Source organism: Saccharothrix sp. (assembly GCF_031180885.1).
GTDB lineage: Bacteria > Actinomycetota > Actinomycetes > Mycobacteriales > Pseudonocardiaceae > Actinosynnema.
In genome coordinates this window covers 84,244-102,860 of sequence record NZ_JAPSLK010000020.1, presented here as the reverse complement: position 1 = coordinate 102,860, position 18,617 = coordinate 84,244, and the positions used below count along the sequence as shown (strand labels likewise).

The 18,617-nt window shown below is 72.2% G+C and carries 20 protein-coding genes; 12 read left to right on the top strand and 8 right to left on the bottom strand.

Going from position 1 to position 18,617, the window contains the following annotated elements; translation table 11 throughout:
• Positions 1-121: 121 nt before the first annotated feature.
• The 3 genes from RIN75_RS23005 to RIN75_RS22995 form a co-directional block, all read right to left on the bottom strand.
• Positions 122-1,048 carry an NUDIX hydrolase gene (locus RIN75_RS23005; protein ID WP_309114068.1) on the bottom strand — a complete coding sequence of 309 codons (927 nt, stop codon included), beginning with the start codon at positions 1,046-1,048 and terminating at the stop codon, positions 122-124.
• Positions 1,045-3,303 (bottom strand): RNA degradosome polyphosphate kinase, encoded by a 2,259-nt coding sequence (locus RIN75_RS23000; protein WP_309114067.1) that lies wholly within the window; start codon positions 3,301-3,303, stop codon positions 1,045-1,047. Before RIN75_RS23000 ends, RIN75_RS23005 begins: the two co-directional genes overlap by 4 nt.
• 87 nt (positions 3,304-3,390) lie before the next feature.
• Positions 3,391-3,585 carry a hypothetical protein gene (locus RIN75_RS22995; protein ID WP_309114066.1) on the bottom strand — a complete coding sequence of 65 codons (195 nt, stop codon included), beginning with the start codon at positions 3,583-3,585 and terminating at the stop codon, positions 3,391-3,393.
• 91 nt (positions 3,586-3,676) lie between these two features.
• Between RIN75_RS22995 and RIN75_RS22990 the strand changes: the two genes are divergently transcribed.
• Positions 3,677-5,227 carry a hypothetical protein gene (locus tag RIN75_RS22990; protein ID WP_309114065.1) on the top strand — a complete coding sequence of 517 codons (1,551 nt, stop codon included), beginning with the start codon at positions 3,677-3,679 and terminating at the stop codon, positions 5,225-5,227.
• Here the strand turns inward: RIN75_RS22990 and cofC are convergent.
• Complete coding sequence (cofC, locus tag RIN75_RS22985; protein WP_375296006.1) at positions 5,224-5,838, bottom strand: 2-phospho-L-lactate guanylyltransferase; 615 nt, start codon at positions 5,836-5,838, stop codon at positions 5,224-5,226. The two genes, RIN75_RS22990 and cofC, sit on opposite strands and share 4 nt — an antisense overlap.
• Before the next feature lie 103 nt (positions 5,839-5,941).
• Between cofC and RIN75_RS22980 the strand changes: the two genes are divergently transcribed.
• The 4 genes from RIN75_RS22980 (at position 5,942) to RIN75_RS22965 (ending at position 9,396) form a co-directional block, all read left to right on the top strand.
• Entirely contained in the window at positions 5,942-6,646 is a 705-nt protein-coding gene (locus RIN75_RS22980; protein ID WP_309114063.1) for a lysophospholipid acyltransferase family protein, read from the top strand.
• Between the two features lie 20 nt (positions 6,647-6,666).
• Complete coding sequence (locus RIN75_RS22975; RefSeq protein WP_309114085.1) at positions 6,667-7,653, top strand: NAD(P)H-dependent glycerol-3-phosphate dehydrogenase; 987 nt, start codon at positions 6,667-6,669, stop codon at positions 7,651-7,653.
• A complete protein-coding gene (locus tag RIN75_RS22970; protein ID WP_309114062.1) occupies positions 7,650-8,726 on the top strand; it encodes a cystathionine gamma-lyase in 1,077 nt (358 codons plus the stop codon). The genes RIN75_RS22975 and RIN75_RS22970 overlap by 4 nt, the downstream gene beginning before the upstream one ends.
• A 205-nt stretch (positions 8,727-8,931) precedes the next feature.
• Positions 8,932-9,396 carry a cysteine dioxygenase family protein gene (locus RIN75_RS22965; protein ID WP_309114061.1) on the top strand — a complete coding sequence of 155 codons (465 nt, stop codon included), beginning with the start codon at positions 8,932-8,934 and terminating at the stop codon, positions 9,394-9,396.
• A gap of 17 nt (positions 9,397-9,413) precedes the next feature.
• Here the strand turns inward: RIN75_RS22965 and RIN75_RS22960 are convergent, their stop codons facing one another.
• Positions 9,414-10,082 carry a pyridoxamine 5'-phosphate oxidase family protein gene (locus tag RIN75_RS22960; RefSeq protein ID WP_309114060.1) on the bottom strand — a complete coding sequence of 223 codons (669 nt, stop codon included), beginning with the start codon at positions 10,080-10,082 and terminating at the stop codon, positions 9,414-9,416.
• 68 nt (positions 10,083-10,150) lie between these two features.
• On the opposite strand from RIN75_RS22960, the gene RIN75_RS22955 reads away from it, so the two are divergent.
• Positions 10,151-11,548, top strand: a complete 1,398-nt coding sequence (locus RIN75_RS22955) for a PLP-dependent aminotransferase family protein (protein ID WP_309114059.1) — start codon at positions 10,151-10,153, stop codon at positions 11,546-11,548.
• 11 nt (positions 11,549-11,559) lie between these two features.
• Positions 11,560-12,627, top strand: a complete 1,068-nt coding sequence (locus tag RIN75_RS22950) for a D-alanine--D-alanine ligase family protein (RefSeq protein ID WP_309114058.1) — start codon at positions 11,560-11,562, stop codon at positions 12,625-12,627.
• Between the two features lies 1 nt (position 12,628).
• Here RIN75_RS22950 and RIN75_RS22945 read toward each other — a convergent pair whose 3' ends face one another.
• Together RIN75_RS22945 and RIN75_RS22940 are read right to left on the bottom strand one after the other, a co-directional pair.
• Positions 12,629-13,207: a DUF3515 domain-containing protein gene (locus tag RIN75_RS22945; protein ID WP_309114057.1), complete on the bottom strand. Its 579-nt coding sequence runs from the start codon at positions 13,205-13,207 to the stop codon at positions 12,629-12,631.
• A gap of 20 nt (positions 13,208-13,227) precedes the next feature.
• Positions 13,228-13,461, bottom strand: coding sequence for an Lrp/AsnC ligand binding domain-containing protein (locus tag RIN75_RS22940; RefSeq protein WP_309114056.1), 234 nt, complete (start codon positions 13,459-13,461; stop codon positions 13,228-13,230).
• A 97-nt stretch (positions 13,462-13,558) separates the two neighbouring features.
• Here RIN75_RS22940 and RIN75_RS22935 point away from each other — a divergent pair, with 97 nt between their 5' ends.
• From RIN75_RS22935 to RIN75_RS22920, 4 genes are all read left to right on the top strand, one after another.
• Complete coding sequence (locus tag RIN75_RS22935; protein ID WP_309114055.1) at positions 13,559-14,524, top strand: thiamine-phosphate kinase; 966 nt, start codon at positions 13,559-13,561, stop codon at positions 14,522-14,524.
• An 81-nt stretch (positions 14,525-14,605) separates the two neighbouring features.
• Positions 14,606-15,031, top strand: a complete 426-nt coding sequence (locus RIN75_RS22930) for a GNAT family N-acetyltransferase (RefSeq protein ID WP_375296008.1) — start codon at positions 14,606-14,608, stop codon at positions 15,029-15,031.
• Between the two features lie 28 nt (positions 15,032-15,059).
• Positions 15,060-15,581 carry a gamma carbonic anhydrase family protein gene (locus tag RIN75_RS22925; RefSeq protein ID WP_309114053.1) on the top strand — a complete coding sequence of 174 codons (522 nt, stop codon included), beginning with the start codon at positions 15,060-15,062 and terminating at the stop codon, positions 15,579-15,581.
• 16 nt (positions 15,582-15,597) lie between these two features.
• Positions 15,598-16,272: a uracil-DNA glycosylase gene (locus tag RIN75_RS22920; RefSeq protein ID WP_309114052.1), complete on the top strand. Its 675-nt coding sequence runs from the start codon at positions 15,598-15,600 to the stop codon at positions 16,270-16,272.
• Positions 16,273-16,529: 257 nt separating this feature from the next.
• Here the strand turns inward: RIN75_RS22920 and rpmB are convergent, their stop codons facing one another.
• Entirely contained in the window at positions 16,530-16,721 is a 192-nt protein-coding gene (gene rpmB / locus RIN75_RS22915) for a 50S ribosomal protein L28 (protein ID WP_015804671.1), read from the bottom strand.
• A gap of 295 nt (positions 16,722-17,016) precedes the next feature.
• Between rpmB and RIN75_RS22910 the strand changes: the two genes are divergently transcribed.
• Complete coding sequence (locus RIN75_RS22910) at positions 17,017-18,606, top strand: DAK2 domain-containing protein (RefSeq protein WP_309114051.1); 1,590 nt, start codon at positions 17,017-17,019, stop codon at positions 18,604-18,606.
• Positions 18,607-18,617 lie beyond the last annotated feature (11 nt).

Sequence of the window (18,617 nt, the reverse complement as noted above, 5' to 3'; positions counted from 1 at the left end):
ATACCGGTGTGAGTGAGCGGGACGAATCCGACGTGGCCGCAGAAGGCTCTTCAGGCACGAAAAAGGGCCGCCCAGCACTCCCGGACGGCCCTGTTCTCCGCGAAAGGGCGGCTTCGGCGGGTCAGGGCACGGGCGCGGCCAACGGGGTCGGGAGGTAGTGGGCCGAGACCAGGCGGGGCCAGGTGGCGGTGCTGTCCGATGTGGACCAACCCGGCTCCGGCCGGCGGAACGACAGGACCCACACGCTGCCCTTCTTGCACGGCACGTCCCCGCCCAGCGGCAGCCCGGACAGCGACGCCAGGGTGGCCACCACGTCCGGGATGACCTCCCCCTGGCTGCACACCACCGGCACGCCCGCCCCGTCGGCGATCTCCAGCAGCCGCACCAGCCCCGCCTCGCGGTCGGGCCAGTAGCCCTCCTCGGCCAGCCGGGGCTCCAGCAGCACGCCCAGCCCGAGGTCCTCGGCGACCCCCTGCACGGTCTCCACGCACCGCACGCGCGGCGCGGAGTGCACGCGGGACGGCCTCCACAGGGGCAGCAGGGCGCGCAGCCCGGCGGCCTGCCGCCACCCGGCGGAGCTGAGCGGGCGCAGGTCGTCGTCGCCCGCCCAGTGGTCCCGCTTGCCCGCCTTGGCGTGGCGCACCAGCAGCAGCGTGGCCAGGTCCGGCGGGGACGCGGCGAACACGTCCAGCACCTCGCGGTCGCCGTCCCTGGACACCAGTGCCGCGGCCTGCTCGACCGGCAGCCAGCGCAGCTCGTCCACCTCGTCGTTGGGCGTGAACTCGCCCGACACCGCCCGCGCGCTGAAGAAGTCGACCTTCTTCGGCTTGCCGAACGCGGTGTAGGACAGGGTGGTCAGGTACCGCCCGAGGACGGCGTGGAACCCGGTCTCCTCCAGCACCTCCCGCACCACCGCCGCGGGCACGGTCTCGCCCGCGTCCAGCTTCCCCTTCGGCAGCGACCAGTCGTCGTAGCGCGGCCGGTGCACGACGGCGACCAAGCCGTCGCGCCACAGGACGGCGCCGGCAGCCCGGATCACGCGCCTCACCCCACCGCGCGGTGCGCGCGCAGCAGCTCGGTCTGGTGGTCCCGCACGCGCCCGCCGTCGGTCGGGGACGCCTCCCACTCGCCGTCGGGCTGCAGCACCCAGCAGCGCGTGCTGGGCTCCAGCGCCGAGTCGAGCATGTCGTCGAGCTGGTTGGTCAGCTTCGGGTCGGTCACCCGCACCTGCACCTCGACCCGGCGGTCGAGGTTGCGGTGCATCATGTCCGCGCTGCCGATCCAGTGCTCGCCGCAGCCGATGAAGTGGAACACCCGCGAGTGCTCCAGGAACCGGCCCAGGATCGAGCGCACGTGGATGTTCTCCGACAGGCCCTTCAGGCCCGGCTTGAGCGTGCACACGCCCCGCACGACCACCTGCACCGGCACGCCCGCCTGGGACGCCCGGTACAGCGCGTCGATGACCTGTTCGTCCACGAGCGAGTTCACCTTGATGCGCACCCCGGACCGCTCGCCCGCGCGCGCCAGCTCGATCTCGCGCTCGATGCGCTCCACGATCCCGCGCCGCACGCCCTTGGGCGACACCAGCAGGCTGCGGTAGTGCTCCTGCCGGGCGTAGCCGGTGAGGACGTTGAACAGGTCGGTGAGGTCCGCGCCGATGGTCGGCTCGGCGGTCAGGATGCCGATGTCCTCGTACAGGCGGGCGGTCTTCGGGTTGTAGTTGCCGGTGCCGATGTGGCAGTAGCGCTGGATCCGCGAACCCTCCTGCCGGACCACCAGCGAGGTCTTGCAGTGCGTCTTGAGGCCCATGAGGCCGTAGACGACGTGCACGCCCGCCTTCTCCAGCGCCCGCGCCCACTTGATGTTCGCCTGCTCGTCGAAGCGCGCCTTGATCTCCACCAGCGCCACGACCTGCTTGCCCGCCTCGGCCGCGTCGATCAGCGCGTCCACGATCGGGGAGTCACCCGATGTGCGGTACAGGGTCTGCTTGATGGCCAGCACGCGAGGGTCCGCGGCGGCCTGCTCGATGAACCGCTGCACGGACGTGGAGAACGAGTCGTACGGGTGGTGCACGAGCACGTCACCCTCGCGCAGCGTGGCGAAGATGCTCTTGGGCGTCTCCCGCTCGCCGAACGCCGGGTGCGTCGCGGGCACGAACGGCGCGTCCTTGAGCTGCTTGCGGTCCACGCTGTAGAGCTGCCACAGGCACGACAGGTCCAGCAGACCGGGCACCTGGACCACGTCGTGCGGGTCGACCTCCAGCTCCCGCAGCAGCCGGTCCAGCATGTGCTCGGTCATGTCCCCGGCGATCTCCAGCCGGACCGGCGGACCGAACCGGCGGCGCACCAGTTCGCGCTCCAGGGACTTCAGCAGGTCCTCGTCCTGGTCCTCCTCGACCTCCAGGTCGGCGTTGCGGGTGACCCGGAAGGCGTGGCACTCGATGACCTGCATGCCCGCGAACAGCTCGCCCAGGTGGGCGGAGATGAGTTCTTCCAGCGGCAGGAACGTGGCCGTCTCGCTGGTGCGGTCGGCCTCCACCCGGACCAGCCGCGGCACGTTGTCCGGCACCTTGATGCGCGCGAACCGCTCCGCCCCGCCTTCGGGGTCGCGCACCGTCACGGCCAGGTTCAGCGACAGGCCGGAGATGTAGGGGAACGGGTGCGCGGCGTCCACGGCGAGCGGCGTGAGCACCGGGAACACCTGGTCGGTGAAGTAGTTCGACAGCCGCAGCTTCTCGAAGTCGGTCAGCTGCGCCCAGTTGACGATGCTGATGCCGTGCTTCTCCAGCTCCGGCTGGATGTGGTCGAGGAACGCGCGGGCGTGCTGCTCGACCAGTTCCTGGGTGCGCTTGGAGATAGCGGCCAGCTGCTCGCGCGGCGTGAGCCCGTCCGCGCTGCGCACCGACAGGCCGGTCTCGTCGCGGCGCTTCAGGCCGGCGACCCGCACCATGTAGAACTCGTCGAGGTTGGACGCGAAGATCGCGAGGAACTTCGCGCGCTCCAGCAGCGGCTGGGAGGAGTCCTCGGCCAGGGCGAGCACGCGGGCGTTGAAGTCCAGCCAGGACAGCTCGCGGTTGAAGTACCGGTCGTCGGGCAGGTCCTGGGCCTCCAGGCTGGCCGTGACGGCCGGCGGTGAGCTGGGGAAGGGGCGCTGCGGCGTCTCGGCCTGGGGCACGCCCCGCGTGGTGCGACGGACTGCCGGACGTGGGCGGCGGCGGGGCGCGCTCGCGGCCGGTTGGGTCCGCGGTGTCCTCGTGCGTCGCTTGGGCTGCTCGGGTGTGTTGTCCGTGCTCACAGTAGGCATTGTTCCGCACAAAGTGCGGCTCCGCGCTGATCGGAGTCGGCGGAGAGGTGAACTCCCGGTCACACCGGGAGGAGAGGCGAACTCCGGTCACACCGGTTTGCGCAAAACCCGCACCCGGCCGTCGTTCGCGCGCTCGACCGTCACGCGCTGCCCCGGGCGCAGCACCCGCCAGCCGCCTTCGGCGACGGCCGCCGCCGGGACGTCCACGAGCACGCCGTCATCGCGCAGCACGGTCGCCGAACCGTCCGCGTGGTGCGCGCTCACCGTCGCCTGCTCGACCACGCCGGCAACGCTAGCCGATCGGGGGGTGGTGGCGCCGTCCCGCCGGCTGCCACGCTCCGCGATGACCCCATTACCGAAAGGAGTGGCGGGCATGAGGGTTTTGGCAGGGGCCGTCGTCGCCCTGATGATCGGCTTCGCCGGGCAGAGCACCGCTTCGGCGGCGCCCGTCGTGTTCACCGACGAGGGCGGGGAGCCGCTGCCGGCGGCGGCCGGGAACGTCGAGCTGCGCGCGGCGATCCCGGAGACCGAGGGCGCGATCTCCATCAACTTCGTGCAGTACCGGAACCGGGACGTGATGTTCGTCAGCGGCACGTGGGGTCTCAAGACCTACGACGTGACCGACACCGACCACCCGAGGTTCCTCGACCACCTCACCAAGCAGGAGTTGGCGCTGCCCGGCGACGACCCGGCCCAGCGCTTCTGGGAGAACGAGGACGTCACCGTCGACGCCAAGCGCAAGCTGGTCTTCCTGGCGCGTGAGCGCAGCGCGTTCGGCCGCAAACCGGGCAACGAGCGGCCCACGGGGGTGTACCTCATCTCGGCGGCCGACCCGGCGAACCTGGAACTGCTGAACTTCGCCCCCATGGGCACCGGCCACATCACCACGTGCGTCAACGACTGCACGTACCTGTGGACCACCGGCTACGACGGCACCCCGTCCACCGACCCCGACACCTACCGCCGGTCCGGCAAGGTCTTCGTGACCGACATCCGCGACCCGCGCAACCCGAAGACCCTGCCGACCTACGTCGACCTCAACCGCAACCAGGGCGAGACCCACATGACCCACGACGTCCAGGTGGACGCGGCGGGTGTGGCGTGGGTGGCGGGTACCGGTGGCACACGGGGGTATTGGACGAAGGGTCGGCACCGGGACCCGTTGACGGGTCGTTGGCGCGAGGCGACGGCGGTGGACCCGATCCCGTACGCGGGCGGGGCCGCGCCGAAGCTGGACATGCCGACGTCGTTCTCGCACAACTCGTTCCGTCCGGTGGGTCGAACGCTGGCGGACGGCCCGAAGCCGACTCCGGAGCACCCGGCGGGCAGCCTGCTGCTGCACACCGAGGAGGCGTTCGAGTCGGCCACGTGCAAGGACCAGGGCCGGTTCGTCATCTCGTCGCTGGAGGGTTCGACGGGTGGCGAGTCGTGGCGGGCGAGCCCGGACAAGCCGTTCACGTTGAAGACGGTCGGGGTGTGGAGCCCGGACGACCAGGAGGGCACGCTGCCCGGTCCGGACGTGTTCTGCTCGGCGCACTACTTCGACGTGCAGAAGCGGGTGGTGGCGTACTCCTGGTACGAGCAGGGGACGCGCTTCCTGGACATCACGGACCCGACGAAGCCCATCCAGATCGCTTACTGGCGGCCGGAGGGCGCGGTGTCGTGGGCCCCGTACTTCCACCGGGACCGGGTGTTCCTGGCTGACTTCGCGCGCGGGGTGGAGGTGTTGAAGCTGTCGAAGGCGGCTTATGAGGCGCAGGAGACGCGCACCAACGTTCAGTTGAAGACGACGGCGAACCCTGCCGGCGTTCGACCGGCGGAGGCACCGCGCAAGCGCCTGCCACTGGCTCCTGATCCGGACTACGGCTACGGCTGCCCGATGCTGTTCGGCCGGGGCTGCGGCGACGGCTCTGCTTGTTGTTAGCCGCACACGGGGCTGAGGGTCGCGCACGTGCGTGGCCCCAGTCCCAACTCCGCTGCCAGGTCGAGGTCTTCGGCGGTGTCGACGTCGTTGCGCAGTGACGGCCACGGGCCGATCAACGTCTGGGCGTCGCGGGCGTGTGCCTCCGCCGAGCCGACGCCGAAACGTGGCATCAGGTCCTCGCCCGGGGCGGACAGCAGGAGAGTGGTTCCGGTGCCCTGGCGGTCGGGGCAGAACGCGCGGCCCTCTGCCGCGGCCAAGGCCAGCTTCAGTTCGTCGGTGCGGAGAGCGGGCAGGTCGGCTTGAAGGGCGCCTACCACCGAGCGGCGATCGCGGGACCGGAGGCGTGCGGCGCCGTGTCGCAGCGCCTCGTTGAGGCCCTCGGGGCCGGGTGTCGAATCGACGCCCAGCGCCGCCAGTTCGGCCGCGACCGACGGGTCGTCTGTGATGGCAAGCACACTCCGGACGACCGGCAGCGCGGCGGAGATGGTGTCCAGGGCGAACGCCAGGGCCAGGGCCGGGCGGTCGTCGGTCACCCCCACCAAGCGGGTCTTCGCACGTCGCAGGGCCTTCACCGGCACCACGAGGTCCACGTCGGCACGCACACCAGCCATACTCCCCGATATCCGACGCCGACGAGCGCGAGGGCACGACTGGACCCGGGACCGACCCGGGGGAAGACTCCAGGCGTCCGGCGGGTGACGAGAGGGAGTACAGGTGGCCAAGGAGAAAGGCGGCTTCTGGGTGGGGTTCGCCGCGGCGGTCTTCTACCCGGTGACCGCGCTGCTCGCGCGGCGGCGCAACGAGGGCGGGGAGCGCATCCCGAAGACCGGTGGCGCGCTCCTCGTGATGAACCACGTGTCCCACCTCGACCCGGTCTACGACGCCGTCTTCACGCACAAGCAGGGCCGGGTGCCGCACTTCCTGGCCAAGCACAGCCTGTGGAACGTCCCGTTCGTCGGCACTGTCGTCAAGGGCGCGAAGCAGATCCCGGTCTACCGGGGCACCACCGACGCCCAGCAGAGCCTCCGCGCCGCCCACGACGCCCTGGAGCAGGGCCTGGTCGTGGTCATCTACCCCGAGGGCACGATCACCAAGGACCCGGACGGCTGGCCGATGACCTGCCGCACCGGCGTCGCCCGGCTCGCGCTGGAGCACGACGTCCCGGTGCTGCCCGCCGCGCGCTGGGGCACCCGCGAGATCTACGACCACTACCGCAGGAAGTTCCGGCCGTTCCCGCGCAAGACGATCGTGACCAAGGTCGGCGCGCCGGTGGACCTGTCGGCCTACCGGGGCAAGCCGGAGACCCTGCCGCTGCTGCGCGAGGTCACCGACGTGATCATGGGCGAGGTCAAGGAGCTGCTGGCGGACGTCCGCCAGGAGACCGCGCCCGACGGCTTCTACACCGCGAAGAAGAGCTGACCGTGGAGCGCGTCGCGGTGATGGGTGCGGGGTCGTGGGGCACGGCCTTCGCGAAGGTGCTCGCCGACGCGGGCACGGACGTCGTCCTGTGGGCCCGGCGGGCGGAGGTCGCCGACGAGATCACCCGGTCCCGGGTGAACTCCGGGTACCTGCCCGGCACGAAGCTGCCGGCGAACCTGGTGGCCACGCACGACGCCGAGAAGGCCTTGGCGGGTGCGCAAGCCGTGGTGCTGGGCGTCCCGAGCCAGACGCTGCGGGCCAACCTCGCCGAGTGGCGGCCGCTGCTGCCGGCCGCCGCGACCCTGGTCAGCCTGGCCAAGGGCGTCGAACTGGGCACGCTCAAGCGGATGAGCGAGGTCGTGCGCGAGGTCGCGGAAGTGCCCGAGGACCAGGTGGCCGTGGTGTCCGGGCCGAACCTGGCCAAGGAGATCGCGGCCGAGCAGCCCACCGCCACGGTGATCGCGTGCACCGACCACGACCGGGCGGTCGACCTCCAGCACGCGTGCTCCACCTCCTACTTCCGGCCCTACACCAACGTCGACGTGGTCGGCTGCGAGCTGGGCGGGGCGTGCAAGAACGTCATCGCGCTGGCGTGCGGCATGGCGGCGGGGCTCGGGTTCGGCGACAACACGATGGCGTCGATCATCACCCGCGGCCTGGCGGAGACCGCGCGGCTGGGCGCGGCGCTGGGCGCGGACCCGTTGACGTTCGCCGGGTTGGCCGGACTGGGCGACCTGGTGGCGACCTGCGCGTCGCCGTTGTCGCGCAACCGGTCGTTCGGGGAGCGGCTCGGGCGCGGCGACACCGTGGCGCAGGCGCAGGAGGCCGCGCACGGGCAGGTGGCCGAGGGCGTGAAGTCGTGCTCGTCGATCCGCGAGCTGGCGGCGCGGCTGGGCGTGGACATGCCGATCACCGATGGCGTGCACCGGGTGTGCCACGAGGGGCTGGACCCGCGGCTGCTGACGGCCGCGTTGCTGGAGCGGGAGCGGAAGGCGGAGCGGCAGTGACCGACTGGGGTGACGGCACGCGGGTGGTGCATTCGGTGCCGCCAGCGGCCGGTGAGCCGTTCGGGAGCAGTCCCGTGTTCGCCTCGACCTACCACCTGGGCGGTGAGGACACCTACGGTCGGCCGCACAACGCGACCTGGCGGGCGTTGGAAGCCGCGCTGGGGTCGTTGGACGGCGGCGAGGCGGTGCTGTTCCCGTCGGGGATGGCGGCGATCTCGACCGTGTTGCGGGTGGTGCTGTCGGCTGGTGACACCGTGGTCGTGCCGAGCGATGGGTACTACCTGACTCGGACGTTGGTGGCGGAGATGCCGGTGGAGGTGGTGGAAGCGCCTACCGCCGGCCCGTATCCGTCGTTCGAGGGGGTGCGGCTGGTTCTGCTGGAGTCGCCGTCGAACCCTGGGCTGGACGTGTGCGACATCACGGCACTGGCTCAAGCGGCGCACGAGGCCGGGGCGTTGGTCGCGGTGGACAACACGACGGCGACGCCGTTGGGGCAGCGGCCGTTGGAGCTGGGCGCGGACATCGTGGTGAGCAGTGACACCAAGGCGGTGGCCGGGCACAGCGACGTCCTGATGGGACACGTGTCCACGGCGGACCCCGAGTTGGCGGCGAAGGTCCGCGCCGGGCGGACGGTCGGCGGCGCGATCCCCGGCCCGTTCGAGGCGTGGATGGTCCACCGGGGACTGGGGACGCTGGACCTGAGGCTGGCCCGGCAGGCGGAGAACGCGGCGGCGCTGTACGAGGTGTTGAAGGGTCACCCGGCGGTGCGGAACCTGCGGTGGCCGGGGAGTGCCGAGGACCCCGCGCATGAAGTCGCCGGCAGGCAGATGCGGCGGTTCGGCGGGGTGTTGGCGTTCGAGTTGGCTTCCGCGGAGGCGGTGGCCGGTTTCGTGAAGCGCTCGGCGTTGGTGGCCGAGTCCACGAGCTTTGGCGGGCTGCACACGACGTGTGATCGGCGGGCGCAGTGGGGCGATCCGGTGCCCGAAGGGTTCGTGCGGGTGTCCGCCGGGTGCGAGGACACGGCGGACCTCGTGGCGGACGTGCTCGCCGCTCTTGATCACTCGGCCGGCTGAAAGCCGGTCCCACGGCGTGGGAGGGCTTGCCCGGGAGGGTCCGTGCTGTCACTCTCTCTGGCATGTCCTTCCGCGCCATGAGCCACGGGCGGGGTCACATCGACCTCAGCCTGGTCGCCAGCGCGCTCTGTTCCTGTCGGTGATCGATTCGCGTCCTGTGGGCTTCAGGCTCACGCTTCCGCACATCACCGACGAAGAAGGAACCATGTTCGCCGTTCCGGAGAACACCATCGCACTGCCCCAGTCGCACGCCGCCCTGCACCCGGTGCGGATCGCGCTCGACGTGGCGGCGCGGCGGGAGCGCTGGGCCCACCTGCTGCGCTACGACCCCGACACCCGCTTCGCCGCGCTGGTCGAGAAGACCGAGCGGCAGGAGGTGTGGCTGATGAGCTGGCTGCCCGGCCAGTCCGCCGACCTGCACGACCACGGCGCCACCAGCGGGGCGTTCACGGTGGTCAGCGGGGCGCTGACGGAGGTCGTCGCGCCCGGCCCGACGCAGGTGCTGCACCACCTGGTGGCCGGTCAGTCCCGGGTGTTCGGCCCGAACTACGTCCACCAGGTGCGCAACGACGGGGCGGACCCCGCCGTCTCGATCCACGTGTACCGCGACGGCGAGCGGACCATGCGGCCGTTCGGCTTCGACCCGGTGGCCGGCCCGGTGCCGCTGTAGGCGCTCCGCGGCAGGCGCTAGTCGTGCGGGGTGCCGGCGCGCCGCGCGACGTGCGGGGGCACCTCCCACTCGCCGACCAGGGACGGGTCCGCCACGGGCTTGCCCCACGCGGCGTGCAGCGGCAGGACCCCGGCCCACTTCTCGCCTGCCAGGACGTCGTCCTCCTCGTCGCCGGGCGGGCCGGAGCGGATCTTCACCGACGCCTCGGTGAGGTCCAGCGCGAGCACGGAGGTCGCGGCGAGTTCCTTGGCGGTGGGGCGGCGGGCGTAGTCCCACGAGCCGGGCGCGATGTGCTCGGTGAGGACGCGCAGCGCGCGGGTCTTCTCGTCCGGGTCGGTGACCGGGACGGCGGTGCCGTGGACGACGGCGGCGCGGTAGTTCATGGAGTGGTCGAACACCGAGCGCGCGTAGACCACGCCGTCCAGCACGGTCACCGCGACGCACACCGGCACGCCGGTCGCGGCCTCGCGCAGGCTGCGCGCGCCGGTGGAACCGTGCAGGTAGATCCGGTCGCCGTCGCGGCCGAAGCCGGTCGGCAGCACCAGCGGCGCGCCGTCGACGACCACGGCGAGGTGGCACACGAGGGCGGCGTCCAGGACGGCGTGCAGGGCGGACCGGTCGGTGACCGCGCGGTGCTTGCCGCGCTTGACGGTGCTGCGGTCGGTGGGGGACAACGGCGGGGTCATGGTTCGAGGCTGCTGGGTAAAGTGGCATTCCTCAAGGGCCAATTTCGAGGTGATCCAGGAGGCCACTTGTGGCCGAGACCGCGCTTCCCGTGACGCTGGACCGCGCCTCCGCCGAGCCGCTGGCCGTGCAGCTCGCCGACGCCCTGCGCGCGGCTGCGGCCGACGGTCGGCTGCGGCTGGGCGACCGGCTGCCGTCCACCCGGGCGCTGGCCGAGCGGCTGGGCGTGAGCCGGACCGTGACGGCAGCAGCATACGAGCAGTTGCACGCCGAGGGCTGGATCGCCGGGCGGCACGGCTCGGGGACGTACGTGACGACCACCCCGCCGGGCGCGCTGAAGTCCCGGCCGCGCAAGGCGCCGGTGTCCACCGCGCCCGCCGACGTCCTCGACCTGGCTCCCGGCGCGCCGTGGGCCGAAGGGCTGGACCGGGCGGCGTGGCGGCGGGCGTGGCGGGCGGCGGCGGACGCCCTGCCGCTGTTCCGGCCCCAGCGCGCCGGGCTGCCCGAGTACCGGGGCGTCGTCGCCGAGCACCTGCTGCGGCACCGGGGACTGGCCGTGCGCGGCGGGTTGCGCGACGAGCAGGTGCTGGCGACCGGCGGGACCACGGCGGCCCTGGTGGAGCTGGCGGCGGCGGTGTTCAGGCCCGGTGACGCGGTGGCCGTCGAGGAACCCGGCTACCAGCGGGCGGTGTGGGCGCTGCGGTCGGCGGGCGTGAAGGTCGTGCAGGCGCCGGTCGACGAAGAGGGGTTGTTGGTCGAGGGCGTGCCGTCGGGCGTGCGGGGCGTGTACTGCTCGCCGGCCCACCAGTACCCGATGGGCGGCCGGATGTCGGCGGCGCGGCGGGTCGCGCTGGTGGAGCGGGCGCGGGCGGAGAAGTGGCTCGTGGTCGAGGACGACTACGACGGCGAGCTGCGGTTCGACGTGGCCCCGCTGCCGTTGTTGGCGGCGTTGGCACCGGACGTCGTGGTGCACCTGGGGACCACGAGCAAGATTCTCACACCGACCCTGGGCGCCGGGTGGATGGTCGCGCCGGAGCGGATCGCGGCCGATGTGCTGGCCCACCGGGACCGGACGGGGACGAGCCCGTCGGCGGCGGGCCAGCGGGTGCTGGTCGAGCTGGCCCGGCACGGCGATCTCGGGCGGCACCTGCGAAAGCTGCGTCGGGAGCTGGCGGAGCGGCGGGCCCTGGTGGCCTCGACGCTGGCGGAGGCGGGGGTGGCGGTCCTCGGTGACGACGCCGGCGCGCACGTCGTGGTGCTCCTGGAGGACGCCGGCGCGGAGAAGGAGCTGCTGGCCGAGGCCGAGGCGCGCGGGTTCCGGCTGGACGGCCTGGCGCGGCACCACGCGGGCCGGCCGAAGGTGTTCGGCGTGGCGATCGGGTACGGGGCGTGCTCGCGGGAGCAGCTCGACCGGGCGCTGCCGGTGTTGGTAGAGCTGCTGGGATCGCGCGTTACGCCATCCGGGTAGGGTCGCTGACCATGACACGAAAGACCAAGGTCGCCGTCGTGTTCGGCGGGCGCAGCAGCGAGCACATGGTCTCCTGCCTGTCCGCCGGCAGCATCCTCCCGCACCTGGACCGCGAGCGGTTCGAGGTGGTGCCGGTCGGCATCACCCACGAGGACGGCCGGTGGGTGATCGGCGCCGACGACACCAAGGCGCTGGAGGTGCGCGACCGCCGGCTGCCGTCGGTGAACTCGCTCGTGCCGGTGTCCGGTGGCGAGCTGGTGCCGGTGTCGCCGGACGAGGTGCTGTCCGACGTGGACGTGGTGTTCCCGGTGCTGCACGGCGCGTGGGGCGAGGACGGGACCATCCAGGGCCTGCTGGAGCTGGCGTCCATCCCGTACGTGGGTCCGGGCGTGCTGGCGTCGGCCGTGGCGATGGACAAGGAGTTCACCAAGCGGCTGCTCAAGGGCGCGGGCCTGCCGGTGGGCGAGTTCGTGGTGCTGCGGCGCGACCAGGACACGCTGTCGGTGGACGACCGGGAGCGGTTGGGGCTGCCCGTGTTCGTGAAGCCGGCGCGGGCCGGGTCGTCGGTGGGGATCTCCAAGGTGGTCGACTGGTCGCACCTGGACAGCGCCATCGCGCTGGCCCGGAAGACCGACCCGAAGGTGATCGTCGAGGCGGCCGTGTCGGGCCGCGAGGTCGAGTGCGGGGTGCTGGAGTTCCCGGACGGGCGGGTCGAGGCGTCCCTGCCGGCGGAGCTGCGGGTCGTCGGCGGCGCCGTGGACTGGTACGACTTCGACGCGAAGTACCTCGACGACGTGTGCGAGTTCGACATCCCGGCGCGGCTGGAGCCGCACGTGGCGGACGCCCTGCGGGAGATGGCGATCACGGCGTTCCGGGCGCTGGACTGCCAGGGGCTGGCCCGGGTCGACTTCTTCGTCACCGACTACGACGAGCTGGTCGTGAACGAGGTCAACACCATGCCCGGGTTCACGCCGATCTCCATGTACCCGCGGATGTGGGCGGAGACCGGGGTGGACTACCCGACCCTGCTGACCACGCTCATCGAGACCGCGCTCGCCCGGGGGACCGGGCTGCGCTGAGTCAGCCCGTGGTGTCGACCGGGACGGCCGGGAGGGTGTCCCGGATCGTCGTCGAGACGTCCTGGAGCGGCCCGGTGCCCGCGTCCGCGGGGACGGTGAGGGCCACGTAGGCCGGGCGGTCGACCACGTACCAGGTCGACGAGCCCGCCTGGGTGACCTCCAGCCACTGGACGTCGGAGATGACGCGGAGTTGGGACGTCTGGGTCAGCTCGCCCGGCCGGTCCAGCCCGCAGCGCAGGACGATCGGCTCGTGCTTCGCGTCACCCCACGCCAGCGCGCCCGCCGGGGCCGGTGCGGCCAGGTCCCGGCGCGGCATCGGCGTGCCGTTCGAGACCAGCTGCATGGGGAGCTTGCTCAGGAGGGCCTTGCACTCCTCGGACTCCGCCTTGGGTGCGGGCACCGGGACCAGGGCCACCGGGCCCGAGCGGTCCGCGGTGGGGCCGGCGGGGTCTTCCTTGCCGCTCGCGCCGAGGAAGAGGCCCACGGCCGCCACGCCCGCCGCGAGCAGCGCGGGCAGGCCGATGGCCACCGCGAGCAGCGGGCGGGGGAGCAGGGACGTGGGTTCCGGTTCCTGTGCCACCCCGTTATGACAACACGGGCCTACAGGTGGACCACCGGGCAGGTCAGTGTTCGGGTGATGCCCTCGACGTTCTGGATGCGGGCGACCACGAGCTGTCCCAACTGGTCCACGGTGTCGGCCTCGGCGCGGACGATCACGTCGTAGGGGCCGGTGACGTCCTCCGCGGTGGTGACGCCGGGGATGCCGGAGATCTCTGCCGCGACGGCGGCTGCCTTGCCGACCTCGGTCTGGATGAGGATGTATGCGTGCACCACGGCGTGCCCCTTCGTCGCGACAGGTCAGGTCGGGGTAGGAACGTGGTCAGCAACGTACCCCAGTGGGGGTTCCGAATGCTCAGAACGGGAGGCAATCTTGCGTCCGGACCCGCCGCTGAACGCGGACACGGTCGCTGAAGTGGGTGAGTTCGGTCTCATCCGCCGGGTGACGGCCGGTCGGGCGCAGCCGCCGACGACGCTCCTCGGACCCGGTGACGACGCGGCCGTCGTGGCCGCGCCGGACGGCCGTGTCGTGGTGTCCACCGACGTGCTCGTCGAGGGTGTCCACTTCAGACTCGACTGGTCGTCTCCCGAGCAGGTCGGCCGCAAGGCGGCGGCCGTCAACCTGGCCGACGTCGCGGCCATGGGAGCCGTGCCCACGGCCCTCACCGTGGGCCTGGCGTGCCCGGCCGACACACCCTCCTCGGTGGTGGAGGGGATCACCGCCGGGCTGTGGCAGGAGGCCGCCGCCGCGGGGGCCGGTGTGGTGGGCGGGGACATGGTGTCCTCGGCAACACTGGTGATCTCCGTTACGGCGATGGGCGACATGAACGGTTTGGAGCCCGTCACCCGGTCGGGCGCCCAAGTGGGTGATGTCGTGGCGGTCTGCGGACGGCTCGGCTGGGCGGCCGGTGGGCTGGCGGTGTTGCAGCGCGGTTTCCGGTCGCCGGTGGCGGTCGTCGGGGCGCAGCGGAATCCCGAACCCCCGTACGCGGCGGGTCCGCAGGCGGCGGCGGCCGGTGCGACGGCGATGATCGACGTGTCCGACGGGCTGCTCGCCGACCTCGGGCACATCGCGGACGAGTCGGGCATCGGGATCGACATCCGGACCGAGCTGCTGGAGGTCCACCCGCGCCTGCTGGACGTGGCGTCGGCGTTGGGCGCGGACGCGCGGCACTGGGTGCTCACCGGCGGCGAGGACCACGCGCTGGCGGCCACGTTCCCGGACCCCCGGGCGGTGCCGGAGGGGTGGCGGACGATCGGCACCGTGCGGCACGGGAGCGGGGTGACCGTGGACGGCCGGGTCTACGAGAAGCCGCCCGGGTGGGAGCACTGGAGATAACGCCTGGACGCTCCGATTAACCTGGTGGATGTGGAACTATTCACGCGGGCGTATGACCATGCAGATTCGGTGAAGCTGATCATGGACCTCCAGGAGGTCTACGTGGTCCGCTACGGCCACGAGGACGTCACCCCGGTCGACCCCGCGCAGTTCGCCGCGCCCTTGGGCCACTTCGTCGTCGGCTACCTCGACGGGGCCCCGGTGGCGTGCGGCGGCTGGCGGGCGCACGACGTGGCCGACGGTTCTGTGCGACCCGGTGACGCCGAGATCAAGCGCATGTACACGGCGGACTCGGTGCGCGGGCGGGGACTGTCCCGGGTGGTCCTGGCCGAGCTGGAGTCGTCGGCGCGGGCGGCCGGACGCCGGCGCATGATCCTGGAGACCGGGACCCGCCAGCCGGAGGCGATCCGGCTGTACCAGACCAGCGGGTACGAGCGCATCGACAACTTCGGTGTCTACCGGCATGATCCGGACAGCCTTTGCTTCGCGAAGGAGCTGTTGTCGTAGTTCGCGGAGGATCGTGGGAGGACCCGCTGTGCCGATCTACGCGCTGGGCGACCACGAGCCGGTGATCCACCCGGACGCCTACGTGCACCCCGACGCCACCGTCATCGGCGACGTGCACATCCGCGCGCAGGCCTCGGTGTGGCCGCAGGCGGTGCTGCGCGGTGATTCCGGGCGCATCGAGATCGGCGCGCGGACATCGGTCCAGGACGGCACGGTGATCCACTGCACCGAGGTGCACCCAACGTTGATCGGCGAGGAGTGCGTGATCGGCCACAACGTCCACATCGAGGGCGCGACCATCGCGGACCGGTGCCTGATCGCGTCCGGTTCGGTGGTGCTCAACGGGGCCGTGGTGGAGACCGGTGCCATAGTCGGTGCCGGGGCGGTGGTGTCGTTCAACGGTCACGTGCCTTCGCGGGCGATGGCGTTGGGTGTTCCGGCGCGCGTGCGCGAGGGGTACACGGTGCCGGAGGGCGCGTGGCAGTTCGCGGTGGACAAGTACGTGAACAACATCGTGACCTACCGCAAAGATCTTCGCCGGATCGACTGAGATAGGGTCCACCGCCGTGGCACGTCCCCTAGAGGAAATTGTCGAGGCCGGATGGGCGCGCGCTCTCGCGCCGGTGGCCGACCAGATCGCGAAGATGGGCGAGTTCCTGCGCGCGGAGGTGGCCGCGGGGCGGACCTACCTGCCGGCCGGGGAGAACGTGCTGCGGGCGTTCCAGCAGCCGTTCCACGGGGTGCGGGTGCTGATCGTGGGGCAGGACCCGTACCCGACGCCGGGGCACGCGGTGGGGTTGTCGTTCTCGGTGTCGCCGGAGACGCGGCCGATCCCGAAGTCGTTGATCAACATCTACAAGGAGTACGTGGACGACTTGGGGCACCCCAAGCCGTCCAACGGTGATCTGACGCCGTGGACCGAGCAGGGCGTGCTGCTGCTGAACAGGGCGCTGACCGTGCAGCCGGGCAAGTCGAACTCCCACCAGGGCAAGGGGTGGGAGCCGGTGACCGAGCAGGCGATCCGGGCGTTGGCGGAGCGGTCGGAGCCGTTGGTGGCGATCCTGTGGGGGCGCAACGCGCGCAACCTGCGGCCGATGCTGGAGCCGTTCCCGTGCATCGAGTCGGCGCATCCTTCGCCGTTGTCGGCGGCGGCCGGGTTCTTCGGGTCTCGGCCGTTCTCGCGGGCGAATGAGCTGCTGGTGCAGCAGGGGGCCGAGCCGATCGACTGGAAGCTGCCGTAGGTCCGGACCGGACCGGCTGACCGGCCGGCCTGCGAGGGGCCGGCCTGGGAGCGGTTGGGCGGTTGGCTGTGGCGCGGTTGGCGGTCCCGGCTTGGCCACCACCTGCCTGCTACCTCGGTGCCGCTTGCTCGCGCGGTGCCGCCGCTCGCGCCTGCCGCTGATTCCCCCGCCGAGGTATGACATGCGACCGCCCGAGCACGCCGAGAGGCCCCCGGAGCGGGCTCCGGGGGCCTCTCGACAACGTCAGAACGCGGGTGTCAGCCGCGAACCACCTTGCCCGCCTTCAGGCACGAGGTGCACACGTTCAGCCGCTGCCGCTGCGAAGACGAGACCTTCGCGCGCACGGTCTGGATGTTCGGGTTCCACCGGCGGTTGGTGCGCCGGTGGGAGTGCGAGACCGACTTGCCGAAGCCCGGCCCCTTGCCACAGACGTCGCACACGGCAGCCACGTCAGCCACTCCTTAAGGTTTCTCCAGCGGTACTCACGCCCCGGCGGGCGCGCAAGCGTGCACAAGCCTCAGCCGGGCATGGCAACCTGGACAGGGTAGCCCGTCGGTCGTGACGCCTCCAAACCGGGGCACGCCGCGTCCACGAACCGCGCTTGCCGCGCCTCCGAACCAGGGCCGAGCGCGCCGCCACGCCAGGGCCGGGCCGGGCCTCCACACCAGGGCCGAGCGCGCCCCCCGCGCCAAGCCGGCTGCGCTCTCGAACCAAGGCCTGGCGATATCGAATACCCTCCCCGCCATGCAGGCTCTCGATGCGGTCGCGGTGCGCCGGTGGGCGGACGCGTGTGTCCGGTCCCTGGACGCCAACCGGGACGACATCGACCGCATCAACGTCTTCCCCGTCCCCGACGGCGACACCGGCACCAACCTCTCCCAGACCATGCGCTCCGCCCAGGACTCCCTCCTGCGCACCCGCGCCGACGACGCAGGTCAGGCCCTCGCGGCCCTGGCCAGGGGCGCGCTCCAAGGCGCCCGGGGCAACTCCGGGGTGATCATCTCCCAGGTCCTGCGCGGGCTGGCCGAAGCCGCCCAAGGGGTGTCCGAGGCGGGTGGGGCCGCGATCCGCACCGCGCTCAAGAGGGCGGACGAGTTGGCCACCGCCGCCGTGTCCAAGCCGGTCCCGGGGACCGTGCTCACCGTTCTGCACGCCGCCGCCGAGGCCGCGCGCGACTGCCCCTCCGACGACCTCGACAAAGTCGTCACCGCCGCCGCCAAGGCCAGTGCCGAAGCCCTCGCCGACACCCCCCGCCAGCTCGCCGTCCTGGCCAAGGCCGGGGTGGTGGACGCGGGCGCGAAAGGGCTGGTCGTGCTGCTGGACACACTCGTCGCCGTGATCACGGGGCAGCCCGTCGAGCACCAGAAGATCACCGCGCCCCCGCGCACCGCGGAAGCCCTGACCACCGCCCGCGAGGCCGGCTCCACCGACTTCGAGTACGAGGTCATGTACCTCCTCGACGACCCGACCGACCCCGAAGACCTCAAGCAGCGCCTCAACGCCCTCGGCGACAGCGTCTCGGTGGTCGGCGACGGCGCGGGCCTGTGGACCGTCCACGTCCACTGCAACGACATCGGCGCGGCCATCGAGGCGGGCGTGGAGCAGGGTCGGCCGCACCGGATCACGGTCGCCCGGTTCGCCGACCAGGTCGAGGCGCAAGCGGTCCGGTTCGGGCAGGACCGCGCGGTCGTCGTGGTGGTCGCCGGGGACGGTGCGCGGGAGCTGTTCGAGGCCGAGGGCGCGGTCGCGGCGGCGCCCACCGCCGACCCGGCCGGGCTGCTCGCCCTCATCGCGGGCACCCGGGCGCGGCACGTCACCGTGCTGCCCACCGCCGAGGACATGCGCGGCCCGGTGGACGAAGCCGTCGCCTACGCCGTCGCGGCCGGGCAGGACGTCGTCGTCGTGCCCGCGTTCTCGCCGGTGCAGGCGCTGTCCGCGCTGGCCGTGCACGACCCCAACCGCCGCGCCGGCGACGACGTGGTCGCGATGGCCGAAGCCGCCGCCGCGACCCGGCGGGGTGAGGTCCGGGTCGCCGAACGGGAAGCCATCACGTGGGTCGGCCGCTGCGAGCCCGGTGACCTGCTGGCCATGCAGGACGGCGAGGTCGTCATGGTCGAGCCCGCCGGCACCGACCTGGCCGCGCTGGCGTGCCGGCTGGTGGACCGGATGCTCGCCGGCGGCGGGGAGCTGGTGACCGCGCTGCTGGGCGAGGATGCCCCCGACGGGCTCGCGGAAACACTCGAAAGCCACCTGAGGATCGCCCATCCGGAGGTTGAAATCACGGCGTACCACGGTGGACAGCCCGGCGCCGCACTCGTTGTCGGTGTCGAGTAGTTGAATGGTCG